Annotated in this window: 16 protein-coding genes; 7 read left to right on the top strand and 9 right to left on the bottom strand. The window is 43.7% G+C overall.

Annotated elements, in window-relative coordinates; translation table 11 throughout:
• Nucleotides 1-23 precede the first annotated feature (23 nt).
• The 3 genes from CPIN_RS11800 to CPIN_RS11790 all read right to left on the bottom strand — a co-directional run bounded on the left by CPIN_RS11800 (nt 24) and on the right by CPIN_RS11790 (nt 4,101).
• The gene (locus CPIN_RS11800) at nt 24-2,408 is read right to left on the bottom strand and encodes a GumC family protein (protein WP_012790026.1); all 2,385 of its coding nucleotides are present in this window, start codon (nt 2,406-2,408) and stop codon (nt 24-26) included.
• 52 nt (nt 2,409-2,460) lie between these two features.
• Nucleotides 2,461-3,252: a polysaccharide biosynthesis/export family protein gene (locus tag CPIN_RS11795; protein ID WP_012790025.1), complete on the bottom strand. Its 792-nt coding sequence runs from the start codon at nt 3,250-3,252 to the stop codon at nt 2,461-2,463.
• A gap of 144 nt (nt 3,253-3,396) precedes the next feature.
• Nucleotides 3,397-4,101, bottom strand: a complete 705-nt coding sequence (locus CPIN_RS11790) for a response regulator (RefSeq protein ID WP_012790024.1) — start codon at nt 4,099-4,101, stop codon at nt 3,397-3,399.
• Between the two features lie 429 nt (nt 4,102-4,530).
• Here CPIN_RS11790 and CPIN_RS11785 point away from each other — a divergent pair, with 429 nt between their 5' ends.
• Together CPIN_RS11785 and CPIN_RS11780 are read left to right on the top strand one after the other, a co-directional pair.
• Nucleotides 4,531-5,259 carry a sensor histidine kinase gene (locus CPIN_RS11785; protein ID WP_012790023.1) on the top strand — a complete coding sequence of 243 codons (729 nt, stop codon included), beginning with the start codon at nt 4,531-4,533 and terminating at the stop codon, nt 5,257-5,259.
• 9 nt (nt 5,260-5,268) lie between these two features.
• Nucleotides 5,269-5,658: a response regulator gene (locus tag CPIN_RS11780; RefSeq protein WP_012790022.1), complete on the top strand. Its 390-nt coding sequence runs from the start codon at nt 5,269-5,271 to the stop codon at nt 5,656-5,658.
• A 78-nt stretch (nt 5,659-5,736) separates the two neighbouring features.
• Here CPIN_RS11780 and CPIN_RS11775 read toward each other — a convergent pair whose 3' ends face one another.
• The 3 genes from CPIN_RS11775 to CPIN_RS11765 form a co-directional block, all read right to left on the bottom strand.
• Nucleotides 5,737-5,949 (bottom strand): hypothetical protein, encoded by a 213-nt coding sequence (locus CPIN_RS11775; protein ID WP_012790021.1) that lies wholly within the window; start codon nt 5,947-5,949, stop codon nt 5,737-5,739.
• A gap of 537 nt (nt 5,950-6,486) precedes the next feature.
• A complete protein-coding gene (locus CPIN_RS11770; protein WP_044218445.1) occupies nt 6,487-7,998 on the bottom strand; it encodes a T9SS C-terminal target domain-containing protein in 1,512 nt (503 codons plus the stop codon).
• A gap of 484 nt (nt 7,999-8,482) precedes the next feature.
• Entirely contained in the window at nt 8,483-8,686 is a 204-nt protein-coding gene (locus CPIN_RS11765) for a hypothetical protein (RefSeq protein WP_012790019.1), read from the bottom strand.
• Nucleotides 8,687-8,971: 285 nt separating this feature from the next.
• On the opposite strand from CPIN_RS11765, the gene CPIN_RS11760 reads away from it, so the two are divergent.
• Nucleotides 8,972-9,679 carry a hypothetical protein gene (locus CPIN_RS11760; RefSeq protein ID WP_012790018.1) on the top strand — a complete coding sequence of 236 codons (708 nt, stop codon included), beginning with the start codon at nt 8,972-8,974 and terminating at the stop codon, nt 9,677-9,679.
• On the opposite strand, the gene CPIN_RS11755 is transcribed toward CPIN_RS11760, so the two are convergent.
• Nucleotides 9,676-10,659, bottom strand: coding sequence for an acyltransferase (locus CPIN_RS11755; protein WP_012790017.1), 984 nt, complete (start codon nt 10,657-10,659; stop codon nt 9,676-9,678). The two genes, CPIN_RS11760 and CPIN_RS11755, sit on opposite strands and share 4 nt — an antisense overlap.
• Before the next feature lie 128 nt (nt 10,660-10,787).
• On the opposite strand from CPIN_RS11755, the gene CPIN_RS11750 reads away from it, so the two are divergent.
• From CPIN_RS11750 to CPIN_RS11735, 4 genes are all read left to right on the top strand, one after another.
• Nucleotides 10,788-11,231 carry a hypothetical protein gene (locus CPIN_RS11750; protein WP_044218441.1) on the top strand — a complete coding sequence of 148 codons (444 nt, stop codon included), beginning with the start codon at nt 10,788-10,790 and terminating at the stop codon, nt 11,229-11,231.
• Between the two features lie 108 nt (nt 11,232-11,339).
• On the top strand, nt 11,340-12,878 hold the full coding sequence (locus tag CPIN_RS11745; RefSeq protein ID WP_012790015.1) for an acyl-CoA carboxylase subunit beta: 1,539 nt from the start codon (nt 11,340-11,342) through the stop codon (nt 12,876-12,878).
• Nucleotides 12,879-12,992: 114 nt separating this feature from the next.
• Nucleotides 12,993-13,829, top strand: coding sequence for a UbiA family prenyltransferase (locus CPIN_RS11740; protein WP_012790014.1), 837 nt, complete (start codon nt 12,993-12,995; stop codon nt 13,827-13,829).
• Between the two features lie 64 nt (nt 13,830-13,893).
• On the top strand, nt 13,894-14,994 hold the full coding sequence (locus tag CPIN_RS11735; RefSeq protein ID WP_012790013.1) for a M42 family metallopeptidase: 1,101 nt from the start codon (nt 13,894-13,896) through the stop codon (nt 14,992-14,994).
• Between the two features lie 99 nt (nt 14,995-15,093).
• Here CPIN_RS11735 and aroQ read toward each other — a convergent pair whose 3' ends face one another.
• A complete protein-coding gene (aroQ, locus tag CPIN_RS11730; RefSeq protein WP_012790012.1) occupies nt 15,094-15,507 on the bottom strand; it encodes a type II 3-dehydroquinate dehydratase in 414 nt (137 codons plus the stop codon).
• A gap of 190 nt (nt 15,508-15,697) precedes the next feature.
• Entirely contained in the window at nt 15,698-16,261 is a 564-nt protein-coding gene (locus CPIN_RS11725) for a UbiX family flavin prenyltransferase (protein WP_012790011.1), read from the bottom strand.
• Between the last annotated feature and the right edge of the window lie 27 nt (nt 16,262-16,288).

Here is a 16,288-nt window from a genome sequence, read left to right as displayed (position 1 = left end):
TCTCACCGGAATACCCTTATTACTTACTTAAAAATCTTTGTAAACCGTCCTTTCTTCACGGATCCGTTCTTGTGATCATCTGTATAGCCGTAGCCATAGCCCTGTCCGTTACCATAACCATAGCCTCCGCCATAAGCATATGCATAACCAGGTACTCCGCGCATCTTGAGGCCATTGAATACAATATTCAACTTGCCGAGATCTCCCTGTTCATAGAGATCTTCTATCATTTTGAGATTAAACTTCGGTGTTCTTTCATGACGCACAACATAGAGTGTAGCATCTGCAAACGGCGCCAGCAAACGGGCATCCGTTACCGGACCTACCGGAGCGGAGTCAATGATCACATAATCAAAGGTAGCTCTCAGTGTAGCCAGTAAATGTTCCAGTCTGCCATTCAGGATCAGCTCTGTCGGATTCGGCGGAATGACACCTGCAGAAAGCAGGTACATGTATTCATTATTCTCAATTGGCTGCTTGAGGATATCATTCAGTGATGAATGTCCTACCAGGTAATTACTGATACCCGGATGGTGCGGCACATTAAGGATCTTACTTACTTTTGGCTTTCTAAGGTCAAACTCCAGTAACACGACTTTCTTCTTCGTCAGGGAAAGACTCAGCGCCAGATTCACTGCCACAAAGCTCTTTCCTTCACCGGAGATAGAAGAGGTCACCAGGATCGTTTTATTGTCCCCGTTGATACCAATATAAGATAAACTGGTTCTCAATGCCCTGAACTGTTCTGCCACTGGTGTACGCTTGCCTTCTGTGATAGCGATCGCGCCACTCTTGTCGAACATGATCTCTGCAATGATTGGTGCAGAAGTGCCTTTTTCAATATCTGAACGGAACATCACCTTGTTGTTCATCAGATCTTTCACAGCAATGAAACCAGCTACAACAGCGATACCGGCGATCAATGCCAGTGCCATTACCATTGATTTCTTCGGACTGAAAGGATAAGACTCAGCTTCTGCCAGATCGATGATACGGCTGTCAGAAATAGCAGCAGCATATTGCAGCTGTGTCTCTTCACGTTTTTCCAGCAGGAATGTATAGATATTGTTTTTAATCGCTTGTTGTCTGCTTACTTCCAGCAAAGTTTTCTCTTTGCTCGGTACGCCTTTCAGCATACTCATGAAGCGGTTGTTCTGTGTACTCAGCTTAGCTCTTGAAGCTTCAAGGTTAGCGCGTAAACTGGTGATATTATCCATGATGGCAGGTCTCAGTTTGTCGATCTGTGCACTCAGACTAGCCAGCAGGGGACTATTTTCACCTGTCGTCTTTTTCAGTCTTTCGTATTGCAGTTCTGCATCCTGTAACTTGCTCAGCAATCCCAGTAAGGTTGCGTCTGCGATACCCAGTGTAGCCGGGACAAGGTTATCTTCTGTTTTCTTACCTCTTACATATTGTTCTACCGCAGAAAGTGTGGATAACTGCATATCGGCTTCGCTAAGTCTCACGTCGTTATCCTGTACGGCATTCAGGAAAATCTTACTCTGTTCACCGATATCAACGATACCTTCATTTGTTTTATATTCCTGTATCTGACCTTCTACCTGACTTAATTCGGCAGTGATGATACGCAGCCTGTCTTCCACGAACGCCATTGTTTTTGACGCCGTTTTATTCTTATCATCGATAGACGCGTTATCATAAGCTTTCATCACTTCGTTGAGCATATCCATACCTCTCTGAGGCACTGCATCAACGTATTCCAGTCTGAGTACATTGGAGTTTTTAGTAGCAGCAGCGATCTTCAGGTTACTGAGGAATACACCGCCCAGTACTTTATCTCCCGCTACACGCAGATAAAATCCTTCGCCATGCTGGCCTGCAGGATTATAACCTGGCACTGCTCTGATCACCATACGGCCCCATTCGGTATGTACAGTATCATTTAAAGGATAACTTTTTCCATCGAGGGAAACTTTCTGTCCTTTATAATCATATTGCAGTTCAACGATTTTGTTCTCGTCGGGATTGATCAGATCCGGATCAATAAAATTGAATTGCAGCGGACCTTTTTTATACATGGAAATGTCCCTGATCCTGCCCTTTTCGAAGACTTCTCCGTAAAGGTTCAGATTCCTTACAACTGTTTTTGCAATTGTTCTGGACTTGAGTATTTCAATTTCGTTATCAACTTTTTTGCCTCTGCCGAGCGGGTCCATCATCTCAATGATAGAGCTCTCGGTAGGACGCGTATCTTCTTTGATCAGCAAAGAAGATGTCATCTTATATAATGGGGTTGCATATCTCAGGTAAACATATGCTATTGAGAGAGAAATTATTGACGCAATCACAAATAGTGGCCAGTAAGGCTGGTATTTATGCCTGATCATTTCCAGAAGACCTGTATGCTCCTCCCTCTTTGTGCGCGTATTGATTACTTTCTGTTGCATGACTCTCAACACAAGTTTGTAGGATGAAAATATTGGTGTGACATCAGCGTGACTAATTCCTCAGTCTATCAATTGAAAGCACGATCAGAGATAATGTGCTGATGATGATTGGTATCGTAGTCCTGCTGCCAGTTGCTACAGCGACTTTCGACTTGTTAGGTTCAACATATACCACATCGTTGGATTGTAAGTAATAGTAAGGAGATGAAAGCACTTCCATACTATTAAGATTGAGTCTTCTGATCGTCTTTTCGCCGTTTACCTCTCTGATAAGCATTACATTTTCCTTCTTACCATAGACTGTGATATCTCCTGCTAATCCCAACGCTTCAAGAATCGTTATTTTCTCACTGTTGACATTAACTACTGTGGGGTGAGCTACTTCGCCGATAACAGTCACCCGGTAATTGAGGAAGCGAATCGTAACAACCGGATCTTTAAGCAGCTTCCGTTCGTTTAATTCATTTTGCAACTGTTTTGTAAGTTGTTCTTTGGTAAGTCCTTCTGCTTTGACTTTACCAAGTACCGGATATTCAATATATCCCTGTTCACTTACCAGGTAACCCGTTGCCTGGCTACCACCTCCTGGAGTTCCGGCAGCTGTAACACTTGGGGTGTTAAACACAACAGCGTCCTCGGGGTTCATACTACTAACAACAATTTGTAATACGTCATTTTTATGTATTACCGGCTCGAAATTTCCTTTTACAGGGGCAATAACAGTATCAGGCAGATCTTTGAAATACAAGGACTTCCTGGTGCTGACACAAGATGTAAAAAAGAAACAGCAGATAAGGACCGGAATAATAAAGATATAACGTAAATAATCCTTCTTTAGAATCATCTTACCGTTTTGAATATTTAAAGGTTTTTCTTCCGCGCTTTCCGTAGTACAATATTACTCTATAGCGGTTGTCATCACTACTACTAAATAGAGTAAAAAACGTACTCATAACACAAACGTGCCTACTGAAAAGAGTAGTGCTTTTTAGAGGAAGTGCATCATATTTTCAAATGAAAGCATTTGAAAAAAAATCCAAGAATTCGTAATTAAAAAGAAAGAATACAAACTATTTGACCAAATCTTCGAAATTAGTTCTGATTTGGTGGCAACATTAAGTTTTTGATAAATCTTCTTCAAATGCTGATTTACCGTAAACACTGTTACAAAAAGCTTCTCTGCCATCTCCTTATATGAGTAGCCTTCCTTGAGCAGCGCGAGCAACTCGTATTCCCTTTTTGTGAGCTTATGCTTTATATCCTCCAATGGATCCTTGGCGATATAATTAATCAGCAGGTGCGCTGCTTTTGGCGACAGCGTTCCACCTTCACTGACTGCATCCATGATTGAATGATAGATCTCCATCAGACGACTGGTCTTAATAATATAACCGCTCGCACCCTGACGGATCGATTCAATAACGTAATGCTTTCCATCGTGCCCTGATAATACTATCAGCTTGGCATCAGGGTAGATACGTTTAAGTTCCTGCATCCCTTGTATACCTGATTCCCCTGGCAGCGAAATATCCAGTAATATTACGTTCACCTCTGTTTCCTTAAATGGAAGTGCTCTGAATTCCTCCATCGACTTACAAGCAAAAACAACCTTACACTCCTGAAAATCTTCTAAAAACTCTTTGTAATTGTTCAACTGGAAATAATTGTCTTCTATAATTCCAATATTGATCATAGGGGTAATAAGTTGACAAGGTTTATAATCGATTCAATAAAAAAATATGGCATATATGTATGGCTTCGTGTCACAAAAATAATTCCAAAAACGAGAATTTATTCGGCAATTTTGTAACTCGTTGATTCCGAGAACAATAAAGATTAGGTCGGCTTGACTCAATATCTAATGGCCTAATTTTAAACCCATTGTATTTATATATATATGATCTTTCGGTTAACTTTTTCTCGATATTCACGTCATGTGTCACTGGTTTAGTAAAAATACGTTTTTAAATTAAATACTCACTGGTTAATTATTCCTTTATTAAGTATTTTGCCTTTCAATTGCTTTAAATCTGTGTATTCAACACTTGTGGAGATTATCTACATATTGTTGAGCTCAATATCTCATAAATTTTAACCATCGGCGATTGTAAACTATAGAACAATGAACTCCACAAATTCTTCCGGAAGCGATGCATTGCTTAGTAATGCAAGTAATGTTATAGCGATCACTGCACATGAATTCAAAACGCCACTCACTACAATAAATTCAATAGTCGACCTGCTTACTAGCAAATTACAGGCCGATCATGTCATGAATGACTTTTATCTGAAAAATTTATCACGGATTTCATCTGAAATCTTTGCTTTAAACAGCATGGTGGACGAAATGCTGACGATAAATAATATTCTTAATGGCAACATTCAAAGCAACAGAGAGATGATGGATATCGGCTCACTGCTATCTCCCTTAAAAGAGCAGTACCAAGCCTTTCCAGACGATGGCAGATCATTGATCATCCACATCACAGGTATACCACAACCGATATGTGCAAGTCCTGCACAACTCTCCCGTGCGCTATCAAACCTTATCAGCAATGCATTCAAGTATTCCAGAAAAAGCGATCCGATACTACATCTGGACTACCAGGAAAAAACTGTTGTGATTACAATTACAGATGATGGTATCGGCATTCCTGAAAAAGATCTTCCACAACTGTTTCAACCTTATTTCAGGGGTAGTAATACAGATGGCATTGCCGGTACAGGCTTAGGTCTGAGCATCGTCAGCTCATTCATCACCGCTAACGAAGGAACTATCACCGTCAATAGTCAGCCTGACAAAGGCACGGTTTTTACAGTTACTTTCAGGTACCCTGATACCTGTCAGTAAAATATATACATGAGCGCCAGAATTCTTTTAATTGAAGACAAAGCCGGACTTTTAGACACATTAAAAAGTCTGCTTGAATTACACAACTACACCGTGTATACTGCCAGCAACGGTCAGGAAGGATTATCCATCGCCAACAGATATCTGCCTGACCTGGTCATCAGTGATATTACCATGCCCGTTTTAAATGGATATGCATTACTCGATAGTTTCCGCATCGATCCGCAGCTTTCAAAAATTCCCGTATTAATTGCCAGTGCAAAAAATGAAGCGCATGAAATAGAACTCGTCATGCAGAAAGGCGCCGCAGGTTATCTGACCAAGCCTTTTGTGTTTGCACATCTGCATCAAGAAATAAAACGACTGCTGGGCAATTCCATGACTGCGTCCAAAGAATAAAAACAGTGTAAATAAAAACACGATACACAGGTGAGGTGCTCACCTGTGTCATTGCCATTGTGTAAAATGAAGCTGCTTTTACTGGAGACTATCTCGCATCAGCTTATCAAACTTCGTCCAGTCAATTTTAATGCTGTTCTTTTTCATAAAGCCATTCGGCTGATACTCCAGGGCGCCATGAGAAATGTGTATGGTGCCCAGTATCTTTCCATCCTTCTTCACCTGGAAGGTAGCATCTGCTTTGCCTAATTCTGTTGTAGGTAATTCAAAGAATACACGGTGTTCTGCCATGATGGTTGGTTTTTGGAGTTAATAATGCTGGTTGACTAATTGGCTGCTTACACATAACCTGCTGTTCGGTATATAAGGATCATTTACAATAGCTACAGGGATTTGTGATACCAACTGTCTTATATGACACACCGAAATAACAAATTCTCTGATTATCAATCGTTAACACCCTGTTAATACAAACTGACCCTTAAAGCCCCTTTCCGGGATGAAGCATAGTTCCGGCATAGAAGCGTCGTATATACGCCGTATATGCGTCGTGTCAACCCTGTTTTTTGCCCTGATAGGGGGCATTTAGGACAAAAGACTCCTCCTTTTTACATAACTATGTGCAAATCACTTATTAAAGAGCTATCTGGTACGTTGATGCTTCGTTGCTGAACGAAGCATCAACGTACCAGATAGCTTATATAGTAAAACAAGGACAAATAAACCACTAATCAGACATAAGGAGGAAATGTCGATCCGGCTCAAAAAAAGCAAAAAACAGCCTTGTAGATACCAATACGCCCTTTTTTACCTGCTGTTGTGAGCTGACTATTTCACAAGCATCACTGAACCCCTGTATTCCTTCGGTTCATTTTTGCTGGTCGTGAATGTACAGACATATACAAATGACTGCGGGGTCTGCGCAACACCCCGGGAATAACCATCCCAACCTGCCTTAGGATCGCTCGTCTGAAATACCAGACTGCCCCAGCGGTTAAAAATACTCAGACGATAATTAGTCACTGCATCATAGATCCTCGGACGAAACACATCATTGGAACCATCACTGTTAGGACTAAACGCAGATGGCATCATCACAAAACAATGCTGATTAGGAGAAGTGATCACTGTATTTCCACCATCAGCACAACCATTCGCATCTTCTACTTCATAGCGATAATCACCGGCTTTGAGATTACGCTGTAAACTATCAGGCTGCCATGCTTCACCGTTGACACGATATTTATACGGACGTGTGCCACCATCTACTTCCCAGCGGATGATCCCATCATTCACTTCACTACAGCTACAAGGTTCCGTAGCAATCTTATTGATCACCAGCGGCGCTGGTTCCTGAATAAAAATATTAAAGGTATCCCGGCACACCTGCTGGTCTTTTAATACAAATACATAATTACCGGGTCGCAGATGATTAAATGTACGTGCATGCGTTTCCTCTCCATTCAATGAAAGATCGTAAGGGGGTAGTCCGCCGCTTATATCCAATGCAATGGCACTTTTATTTTCTCCTGCGCAATCAGATATAGTGACTGCTTTCTCTGTCTGCAGATCAGAAGCGCTTACCTCTACAGCGCCTTTTGCCGTCACGCCATTCGCAGCTGTAACCGTCACCGAATACATTCCCGGCAACAGGTCAGAGACCTGTGAAGTCGTATAATTACCGGGTGTCCACAGATACGTATAAGGCTCCGCTCCTCCTTTTACTTTTACCTGTACACTTCCTGTTCCTTCATTCTTACAGGAAGCGGTAGCCGTCAGCTCAGTACGCAGTATTTGTCTGATCGTAGAAAGGTTATCCACAAACACGAGTACCCCAAAGCTGCTGGTAGGACATGTTTCAGCCGGATAAGCATACAACGCAATGTAATTATGTGTCTGCCTGGGTGTGAATATCGCATTCCATCTGCGCCAGGCAGTATCGGTAAAACTACCGGAGGTCCATAATAGTTCTGCCGTATCACCGGGTGCGCTCCCGCCAAAGATGGCCAGGTTACCATAGCAATGTTTATGACCATACATTTCATTGAATGCAAGATCAAAAGACATACTGTAAGTCCTGTCTTCGACCAGCGGTTCTGTCAGCTCCTGCTCAATACCTTCCCTATATACGGGTCCGCCCTGCAGGCCAACGAAAGTGCTTCCTGCATTAGCAGATTTAAACACTCCCATTACACCAGGTAATACATCCGGTGTATTGGCCGCAACCAGCCAGCCCGTAGGCGCTACTTTAACGCCGGGCTTTCCTTCAAGTGAGGAATTACGCAAAGTCAGATGCTGTGCAGATGCTACATTCAGCAGACAGCTCAACAACAGGATCATACATAGAACACATACCCTCATAGAAAGATATGTGAGATAACAACATGGTTTTCCCTTTAGCCGGGTGTGGCCGGCCTGGTTAGTTACAATCATAGGAATATTAGTTAGAACACAATCAATAAAACATCGTCTTGTTCTTGTGATTAGCAATTCCAATGGATATGGAAGAGCAGCCCAGCTGGTTCGTCTGATTTAATTCACAGGTATGGTGAAGAGGACATGGAGAATCCTCCGCTAATTAAATTAATGGCTTGCTTTGAGTTTACATTCCCAGTTCAATAAAGATACAATATGTTTTAATATAATATATAGTTTTTCTTAAAATTTAACTCGCTTATACAATTAGTACTCAATATAGTAGCGCGCTCTACAGCAAAAAATAAAGGCATAGGTAAACCTATGCCTTTTATGAGTACAGATGATCTCAAAACTATGTTTAAACTACCCTTTATTTCGGAACAAGCAAGGGTAGATTAACCCACTGTCATCTGTTTTCTTTGTCGCGCCTTTCAAGGTCGCGTTTGTCTTTATTTTTCTCAGACGATTCTTTTTTGTCTTTGGGGATGATCACCTTCAATGTATCGTCTGCTGTCTTTTCACGGGTGATATCACGACTGTAGTCATTACCCAGATTCGGACCTCCCTGTTCCAGACCGGTGCTACCGATCGACCTGTCTCTTACTGCCATAATCATACGTTTTTATGGTTTTAAAATATAAGTCTACTCAGGATAAAGAAAGTTCCAAAACCATGCCAGCAAAAGCAGGCACGTCTATAATACTCAATGATTTGTATATGTGAAAAATCTCTTAAAATTTTTCGCCGGATTGATCATTTTCCCGGATTCCACTGTTTTTTCCGGGATTTTAGTGGTACCTTACAGGTGCAGAACCGACTGCAACCTATGCCTAATAACTATTCCCGATGCAGCATTTAGTATAATCAATGAGCATCTGAGACTAAACCTGTAAGTATGAAGGATAAGCTGCCTTATATCACCTCCACCTACTTTATATCCCTGATCAAAGCGTATTTGCAGGGCCATAAAACAAAACCCGAGATACTTGCCGAAACAGCAGATCTGCTTCCGCCTGCTGCCCATCATGAAGTCAGCCAGCTGCTCACTGCTGCGGCACACCAGATGAATGATGCCTTTTATGCAGATATCGTAGACAGCATTCAACATACTTCCGGTACCGTACCTACCCGAAAAGGACTGATTCATCACCTGGAAGCACTGCTCAACAAACAGATCAGTGTACAGGAATTGCTGGACTGGGCCACCTGGTACACGCTGGAAGAAGATCAGCTCAGCGCTGGTATTATGGATGATTTTGCTGTGGAGTATTTCTGTTTTGATTTCCTGCCTGCACATCATGCGGAACTGACAGATGCACAGTTCAGACAGGTCTTGCAGTTATTCCGTGCTATACCGGAAAATACATTAAAGGAAAAAATTGCCCTGGCACTGATCATCGATAAAGAAAGACAACACTTCCTTTACTTCTTACGCAGTTTCCTGGAACAGCCGCAACATACCGATGCCCTGAATACCTATCTCATGGCAAAATTCGGCATGGACCACCGCAGTTTCCCTTATATACAGGAACTGCTGGCCATACAATCGCAACCGGAAAAACTGGAAGCATTGCTGGAAAAAGCACGTTTGTCGGCAGTTTAACTGACCATCAGACTACATCCTCTCAAAGCGGAATTATCCAGACGGCCAAGTACTTCAAAACTTCCGTCTGCACGTAATTTACCAATATCGTCTGTGGCAATGAATGCGCAGGAATAGACATTCGCGAGGTCTACCACATTGATAACGCCGGCAGCATTAGCGGCTGACAGCTGAAAGGGATCATTTTCATCCCTGACTAATATTTTCATCCATGGCGGCGTGGTAAATAAGCCGTCCCCATAGGAATAAGCCTGTGATAACAGTTCCGTCATGCCATATTCTGCATGAATCTGTTTACAGCCCAGTCTTTCTTTCAGATAGCCATGTACCTGCTGACGGGTCCACTCCTCGCGGCGGCCTTTCATACCGCCGGTTTCCATGACAATGGTATTTTCCAGTTGCAGATGATAATGCTCTGCGAAGTCCAGTAAACCGAAGGTCACTCCTATCAGCAATGTCTTTTGCTGACGCGCTTCCAGTTCCTGCAGGTGTGCAGCCAGCTTATCATGCTCATACAGGTAAAACCCGCTTTCCGCATGTCCGCTCCGTTTTACCATATCCTGCACCATGTATACCAGGGAAGAATGCTGTCTTTCCAGGTAGGACGGTAGTAATCCCAGTACCACAAAATCGGAAACAGGACCATAAAACCGCTCAAAACCGGCCAGGAAACTCTGCTCATAGACAGCGGCTTCCTTTACCAGGTGCCGGCTGTTGATGGTCTGGGTAGTACCACTGCTTTCAAATACCAGTTCTGGGGCGAAGGAACCACACGTAACTGTATGTGTCTTAAAGAATTGTATAGGTAGAAAGGGAATCTGCAGCAAGGAGCGTATTTCGGAGGGCTTCCGGTGCAGGGCGTCAGTATAAGCCCGGTAAATATCATTTTCCCTGTACTGGTACCGGAAAAGCTCCAGGGCCGCTGCTTCCGTATCCTGCTCCTGTAATGTAAATAGTGCTGCCGTATTGATGCCACTCATGTCGCTTGCTTTGAACGCACAAATTTAGGGTATACGTAACAATCAAACGATATTTTACGTTATAACTCAGTGGTGCCGCTCGTCTGTCGGTATTAGCTTGACTTAAAAAAATAATGTACGTTTGTTATATGAAGAAAATACTCGTTTTATCCCTGTTTGCAGTGGCAGCTATCTGTGGCGCTTGCGGAAAGGATTCCATCGGCACCAAGCCTATGCTCACTTTCCTCTCGTATTCCTACTCCCCTGTGATTTCCTCCATAGGGATGGATGTTAACTTCCAGGTAAAGGATGGTGACGGGGATATTGAAAATTCCTTCAATTTCGCTGCTATCTACGATACCAAACCAGTTGATACTGCCTTTGAATCCCGCCCCATGCCTGGCGTGGAGGCTCATAAAGGAACCAATCTGACGGCGGAGGTCATTTTACATCTCCAACCAACAGATTTTCCGCAGACCGGTGATCAACCGATCCTGAAAGACAGTTTACATTACCTCGTTTTCATTACCGACAATGCTGGTAATATCAGTGACACGATTGTGACGCCGAAAATAGAAGTACTCTACCAATAGTCAATTAAGAAATTAAGAATTAGGAATTAACAATTAAGAATTACGCCGTTAGATAAGGGCAATTCTTAATTGTTAATTCTTAATTCTTAATTGTTTTATATTTGATTTATGGACAAATTCCACGAACTCCAGAACAAGATCGCGACAGCCATGCTTGGCGGCGGTGAGGCACGTATCTCCTCTCAACATAAAAAAGGAAAACTTACTGCAAGGGAACGCTTACAGCTACTGCTCGACGAAGGCTCCTTCGAAGAATTCGACATGTTTGTGCATAACCGTAACCGTGGGATGACCACTGACCAGGAACAATTTCCCGGCGATGGCGTCGTAACCGGCTATGGTACTGTCAACGGACGCCTGGTATATGTCTTTTCACAGGACTTTACCGTATACGGCGGCAGCCTTTCCGAACCACATGCCCGTAAGATCTGTAAGATCATGGACCTGGCCATGCAGAACGGCGCTCCACTGATCGGTCTCAATGACAGCGGCGGTGCACGTATACAGGAAGGAGTGGTTAGTCTGGGTGGCTATGCCGATATCTTTTACCGTAATACCCGGGCTTCCGGTGTGATTCCACAGATATCTGCCATTATGGGGCCCTGTGCAGGCGGTGCTGTCTACTCTCCCGCCATCACTGATTTTATACTGATGGTAGAAGAAACTTCCTACATGTTTGTAACCGGCCCTAACGTTGTTAAGACTGTTACACATGAAGAAGTAACGGCCGAAGAACTGGGCGGCGCACATACCCATGCTGCAAAAAGCGGCGTTACCCATTTTGCCTGTGGCAATGAAGTAGAATGTATCCGTAACATCCGGCAACTGCTTAGTTATATGCCACAGAACTGTGAGGAAGACGCCCCTGTCTACCCATACGAAGCGGGTGATGAAATAAGGTCCTCCCTTAATACCATCATTCCTCCCAGTTCCAATCAGCCTTATGACATGAAAGACGTCATCAGTGAACTGACCGACGCAGACAGTTTCCTGGAAGTACATAAAGATTTTGCAGAAAATATTATCGTAGGCTTTGCCCGCATTGCCGGCAGAAGTATCGGTATAGTGGCCAATCAGCCCGCCCATCTTGCGGGGGTGCTGGATATTCATGCCTCTGTAAAAGGCGCCCGCTTTACCCGCTTCTGTGATGCCTTTAATATTCCGCTGCTGGTACTGGTAGATGTACCTGGCTTCCTGCCCGGCACCGATCAGGAATGGAATGGGATCATCACCAACGGCGCCAAACTGCTCTTTGCATTGAGCGAGGCGACTGTACCTAAGATCACCGTCACCACCCGTAAGGCTTATGGCGGTGCTTACTGTGTAATGAACTCAAAACATATCGGCGCCGATCTCAACTTCGCTTTCCCACAGGCAGAAATTGCCGTAATGGGACCTAAAGGCGCTGTAGAAATCATCTACAAAAAAGAAATCGACGCTGCTCCCGATCCGGAAGCACGCATGAATGAACTGGTGACCGAATACACGGAACGCTTTGCCAATCCTTACCTGGCAGCAGAAAAGGGCTACATTGATGAAGTGATTGTACCCGATCAGACGCGTATTAAACTGATCAAGGGCTACGCGATGCTGGAGAATAAGGTGGTGAGCATGCCGAGAAAGAAACACGGAAACATTCCTTTATAATATAAATTAGGAATTAGGAATTAGGAATTATAATAAGAAATTAAAAAATTAAAAAATCTACCCCGATCTTCGCACTCAATTCCTAATTCGTAATTCCTAATTCCTAATTGAATAATGCGCGGCCTGTTCAATTTTATTATTTTCTCTTCTATCTATGTCGCCTGTATTGCCATCGTCATGATATGGCAGACCAATGCCCTGTTGCATGTACAGAATATTAACCGCGCCTATTACTTCTTCGTATTCTGCGCTACTATGTGCAGTTATAATTTCCACTGGTACCTTACTCCGGCCGATTACTCCGGCTCTGAACGCATCCTGTGGGGAGCAAGACATAAAAATTTACAGTTGGGCTTATGTGCCGTCGGAGCTATTGGCGCGATGTATGGCTTCTGGTTGCTGAAAGCACATTGGCTGGCACTCAGTGGCGCCGCAGTACTTACCTTCCTTTATTCCGCGCCTAAACTGCCCCAGAAAGCCTTTATATGGCTGCGTAAGATTGCGATAGGAAAAACACTCTTCCTGACTACCGTATGGATCTATGTAACCACCGTCATGCCGGTGCTGATAGAACAGATACCTTATTCACATCACCTGTTATTATTTGCCTTACATCGTTTCTTCCTGGTATATGCACTGTGTATCCTCTTCGATTACAGGGACCTGGAATCAGACAAAAAAGAAGGTATCCGGTCGCTGATCACCTGGTTAAGCCCACGTAATCTTAAAAAACTGTACATCACCTCGCTGATACTATCTGCCCTGTTTGCCCTGGCATTATATCCGGTAGATAACTGGTTACTGACAGCCGTGCTGCTGGCGCCGGTATTGATAACAACACTGATTACACGATACACCCTGAAAACCCGCTCTGATCACTATTATTATTTCGTAGTGGACGGCATGGTCATGCTCTCTTCCCTGCTTCACTTTATCATTGCTAACATATAGCCGGTACCCGGATTGCTGTAAGCTGCCAAACACTTACTTTTGCAGCAATTAACTTGTAACAGCAATGTCTAAAAAGCAAAAATCCATACTCAGCAAAGAGGCGCTTACGTTCCTGAGGACTTACCTCAATAATCCATCCCCTACCGGGTTTGAGAAAGAAGGACAGAAATTGTGGCTGGAATACCTGAAGCCATATATTGACGAGCAATACGTGGATGCTTATGGGTCGGCAGTCGGCATTATCAATCCTAAAGCCCCGTTTAAAGTGGTGATAGAAGCACATGCTGACGAGATCTCCTGGTTTGTCAATTACATTTCCCCTGAAGGTTTAATATATGTTATCCGCAATGGTGGCTCCGATCAGCAGATCGCACCTTCCAAACGTGTACACATCCATACAGAAAAAGGCATTGTAAAAGCTGTGTTTGGCTGGCCGGCAATTCATACCCGCCTGCGTAGTACAGAAGGTAAAGATCCACAGCCAAAAGTGGAAAACATCTTCCTGGATTGCGGCGCACGCAACCGTAAAGAGGTAGAAGACCTGGGTATCCATGTTGGCTGTGTAGTGACTTTCGAAGATGGCTTCGAGGAACTGAACTATGACTACTTCATTTGCCGCGCACTGGACAACCGTATCGGTGGTTTTATGATCGCGGAAGTAGCCCGTATGCTGAAAGAAAAGAAACAGAAGCTGCCATTCGGATTGTACATTGTTAACGCTGTACAGGAAGAAGTAGGATTACGTGGCGCTGAGATGATCGCTAAAAGGATCAAACCTGATGTAGCCATCATTACAGACGTAACACATGACAGTACAACGCCGATGATCAATAAGAACATCGAAGGGGAGATCCGTTGCGGTGCAGGTCCGAGTATCACTTATGGTCCTGCGGTACACAACATTCTCCGTGACCTGATCATCGACACCGCTAAAAAGAACGATATTCCGTTCCAGCGTCATGCAGTAAGCCGCAGCACCGGTACTGATACAGATGCTTTTGCTTATTCCAATGACGGAACGCCATCTGCCCTGATCAGCATTCCATTACGTTATATGCATACGACTGTGGAAATGATCAAGAAGGATGATATCGAAAACACCATCCAGCTGATCTACCAGACGCTGTTGAACATCACGCCAAAAACAAACTTCAAATACCTGTAAATCATCAGATTTCGGGTTAACCGAAGTACAGATACAAAGAGGGAGTACGCCGTCAGGCATACTCCCTCTTTTATGTATCGGATATTTGTTATTATAAGATCAAAGGAAATAAGCAATGCCCAGTGCATAACCTTTCATTCCCAGTCCGCAGATGCTACCTACGCAAACAGGCGCGATCATGCTCTTATGACGGAATTCTTCCCTGGCGTGAATATTACTGATGTGAATTTCCAGTACCGGTGTTTTTACAGCGGAAATCGCATCCCGCAGGGCTACAGAGGTATGTGTATAACCGCCTGCATTGAGCAGGATGCCATCATAGGAAAAACCTATTTCGTGCAGATGATTGATCATTTCACCTTCGATATTGCTCTGGAAATAAGTAAGCTGCACATCGGGATATTGGGCTTTCAGCCTTTCAAAATAAGACTCGAAAGACTCATTTCCATAGATACCAGGCTCCCGCTTTCCGAGGAGGTTTAAATTAGGTCCGTTGATAATCGCTATCTGCATATATTGATGATTCGTATGAATAAATACTATTCTTAATTCCTAACTCCTAATCGCCCCCCTTCACATCCCCATCTCCGCTGCCTTCAATTGTTAATTCTTAATTCCTAATTCCTAATTTCCACCTCCCTCACATCCCCCATCTCCGCTGCATTCAATTGTTAATTGTTAATTCTTAATTCCTAATTTCCACCTACTCTCCGCCCCAGCGGAAGGTCTGTTGTTCAATTCCTGCCAGATCAAGCACCCGGTCTACGACGGTCGCCGCTACTTCTTCTATTGACTTGGGTACGCTGTAAAAAGAAGGCGTAGCCGGACAAATGATCCCACCGGCTTCTGTTACTGCCAGCATATTTTTAATATGCATCAGGTTATAAGGCGTTTCCCTGACAACGCAGATCAGTTTTCTTCTTTCCTTGAGTACGACATCCGCTGCACGGGTGATCAGGTCATTGGAGATGCCCGTGGCGATACGCCCCAGGGTGCCCATTGAACAGGGGCAGATGATCATGGTATCAAACCTGCCGGAACCAGAGGCAAAAGGTGCATGGAAGTCCTGTTGGGTGTATATTTTAAAAGGCAATTGCTTGTAATCGTCTGTTCCCAGCTCTGTTTCCCAAACGGTACGGGCATTATTGGTCATCACCAGCGCTATCTGGTCGGTCTGTGCGGATGCCGCCTGTAATTTATTCAGTAATTGCCGGGCGTAAATGGATCCGCTGGCCCCTGTAACCGCTACAACTATACGATGTTTCATTCTCTCAGCTTAATAGAATACAAAGCT

This window comes from Chitinophaga pinensis DSM 2588, from assembly GCF_000024005.1.
Lineage (GTDB): Bacteria > Bacteroidota > Bacteroidia > Chitinophagales > Chitinophagaceae > Chitinophaga > Chitinophaga pinensis.
The sequence above is the reverse complement of the archived record's forward strand: the minus strand, read 5'-3'. Positions and strand labels throughout refer to the sequence as shown.

What these genes read in the sequence shown, in the direction of transcription:
- CPIN_RS11800 (WP_012790026.1), bottom strand. Translation starts at nt 2,408, where the DNA reads ATGCAACAGAAAGTAATCAATACGCGCACAAAGAGGGAGGAGCATACA.
- CPIN_RS11795 (WP_012790025.1), bottom strand. Translation starts at nt 3,252, where the DNA reads ATGATTCTAAAGAAGGATTATTTACGTTATATCTTTATTATTCCGGTC.
- CPIN_RS11790 (WP_012790024.1), bottom strand. Translation starts at nt 4,101, where the DNA reads ATGATCAATATTGGAATTATAGAAGACAATTATTTCCAGTTGAACAAT.
- CPIN_RS11785 (WP_012790023.1), top strand. Translation starts at nt 4,531, where the DNA reads ATGAACTCCACAAATTCTTCCGGAAGCGATGCATTGCTTAGTAATGCA.
- CPIN_RS11780 (WP_012790022.1), top strand. Translation starts at nt 5,269, where the DNA reads ATGAGCGCCAGAATTCTTTTAATTGAAGACAAAGCCGGACTTTTAGAC.
- CPIN_RS11775 (WP_012790021.1), bottom strand. Translation starts at nt 5,949, where the DNA reads ATGGCAGAACACCGTGTATTCTTTGAATTACCTACAACAGAATTAGGC.
- CPIN_RS11770 (WP_044218445.1), bottom strand. Translation starts at nt 7,998, where the DNA reads ATGATCCTGTTGTTGAGCTGTCTGCTGAATGTAGCATCTGCACAGCAT.
- CPIN_RS11765 (WP_012790019.1), bottom strand. Translation starts at nt 8,686, where the DNA reads ATGGCAGTAAGAGACAGGTCGATCGGTAGCACCGGTCTGGAACAGGGA.
- CPIN_RS11760 (WP_012790018.1), top strand. Translation starts at nt 8,972, where the DNA reads ATGAAGGATAAGCTGCCTTATATCACCTCCACCTACTTTATATCCCTG.
- CPIN_RS11755 (WP_012790017.1), bottom strand. Translation starts at nt 10,659, where the DNA reads ATGAGTGGCATCAATACGGCAGCACTATTTACATTACAGGAGCAGGAT.
- CPIN_RS11750 (WP_044218441.1), top strand. Translation starts at nt 10,788, where the DNA reads ATGAAGAAAATACTCGTTTTATCCCTGTTTGCAGTGGCAGCTATCTGT.
- CPIN_RS11745 (WP_012790015.1), top strand. Translation starts at nt 11,340, where the DNA reads ATGGACAAATTCCACGAACTCCAGAACAAGATCGCGACAGCCATGCTT.
- CPIN_RS11740 (WP_012790014.1), top strand. Translation starts at nt 12,993, where the DNA reads ATGCGCGGCCTGTTCAATTTTATTATTTTCTCTTCTATCTATGTCGCC.
- CPIN_RS11735 (WP_012790013.1), top strand. Translation starts at nt 13,894, where the DNA reads ATGTCTAAAAAGCAAAAATCCATACTCAGCAAAGAGGCGCTTACGTTC.
- aroQ (WP_012790012.1), bottom strand. Translation starts at nt 15,507, where the DNA reads ATGCAGATAGCGATTATCAACGGACCTAATTTAAACCTCCTCGGAAAG.
- CPIN_RS11725 (WP_012790011.1), bottom strand. Translation starts at nt 16,261, where the DNA reads ATGAAACATCGTATAGTTGTAGCGGTTACAGGGGCCAGCGGATCCATT.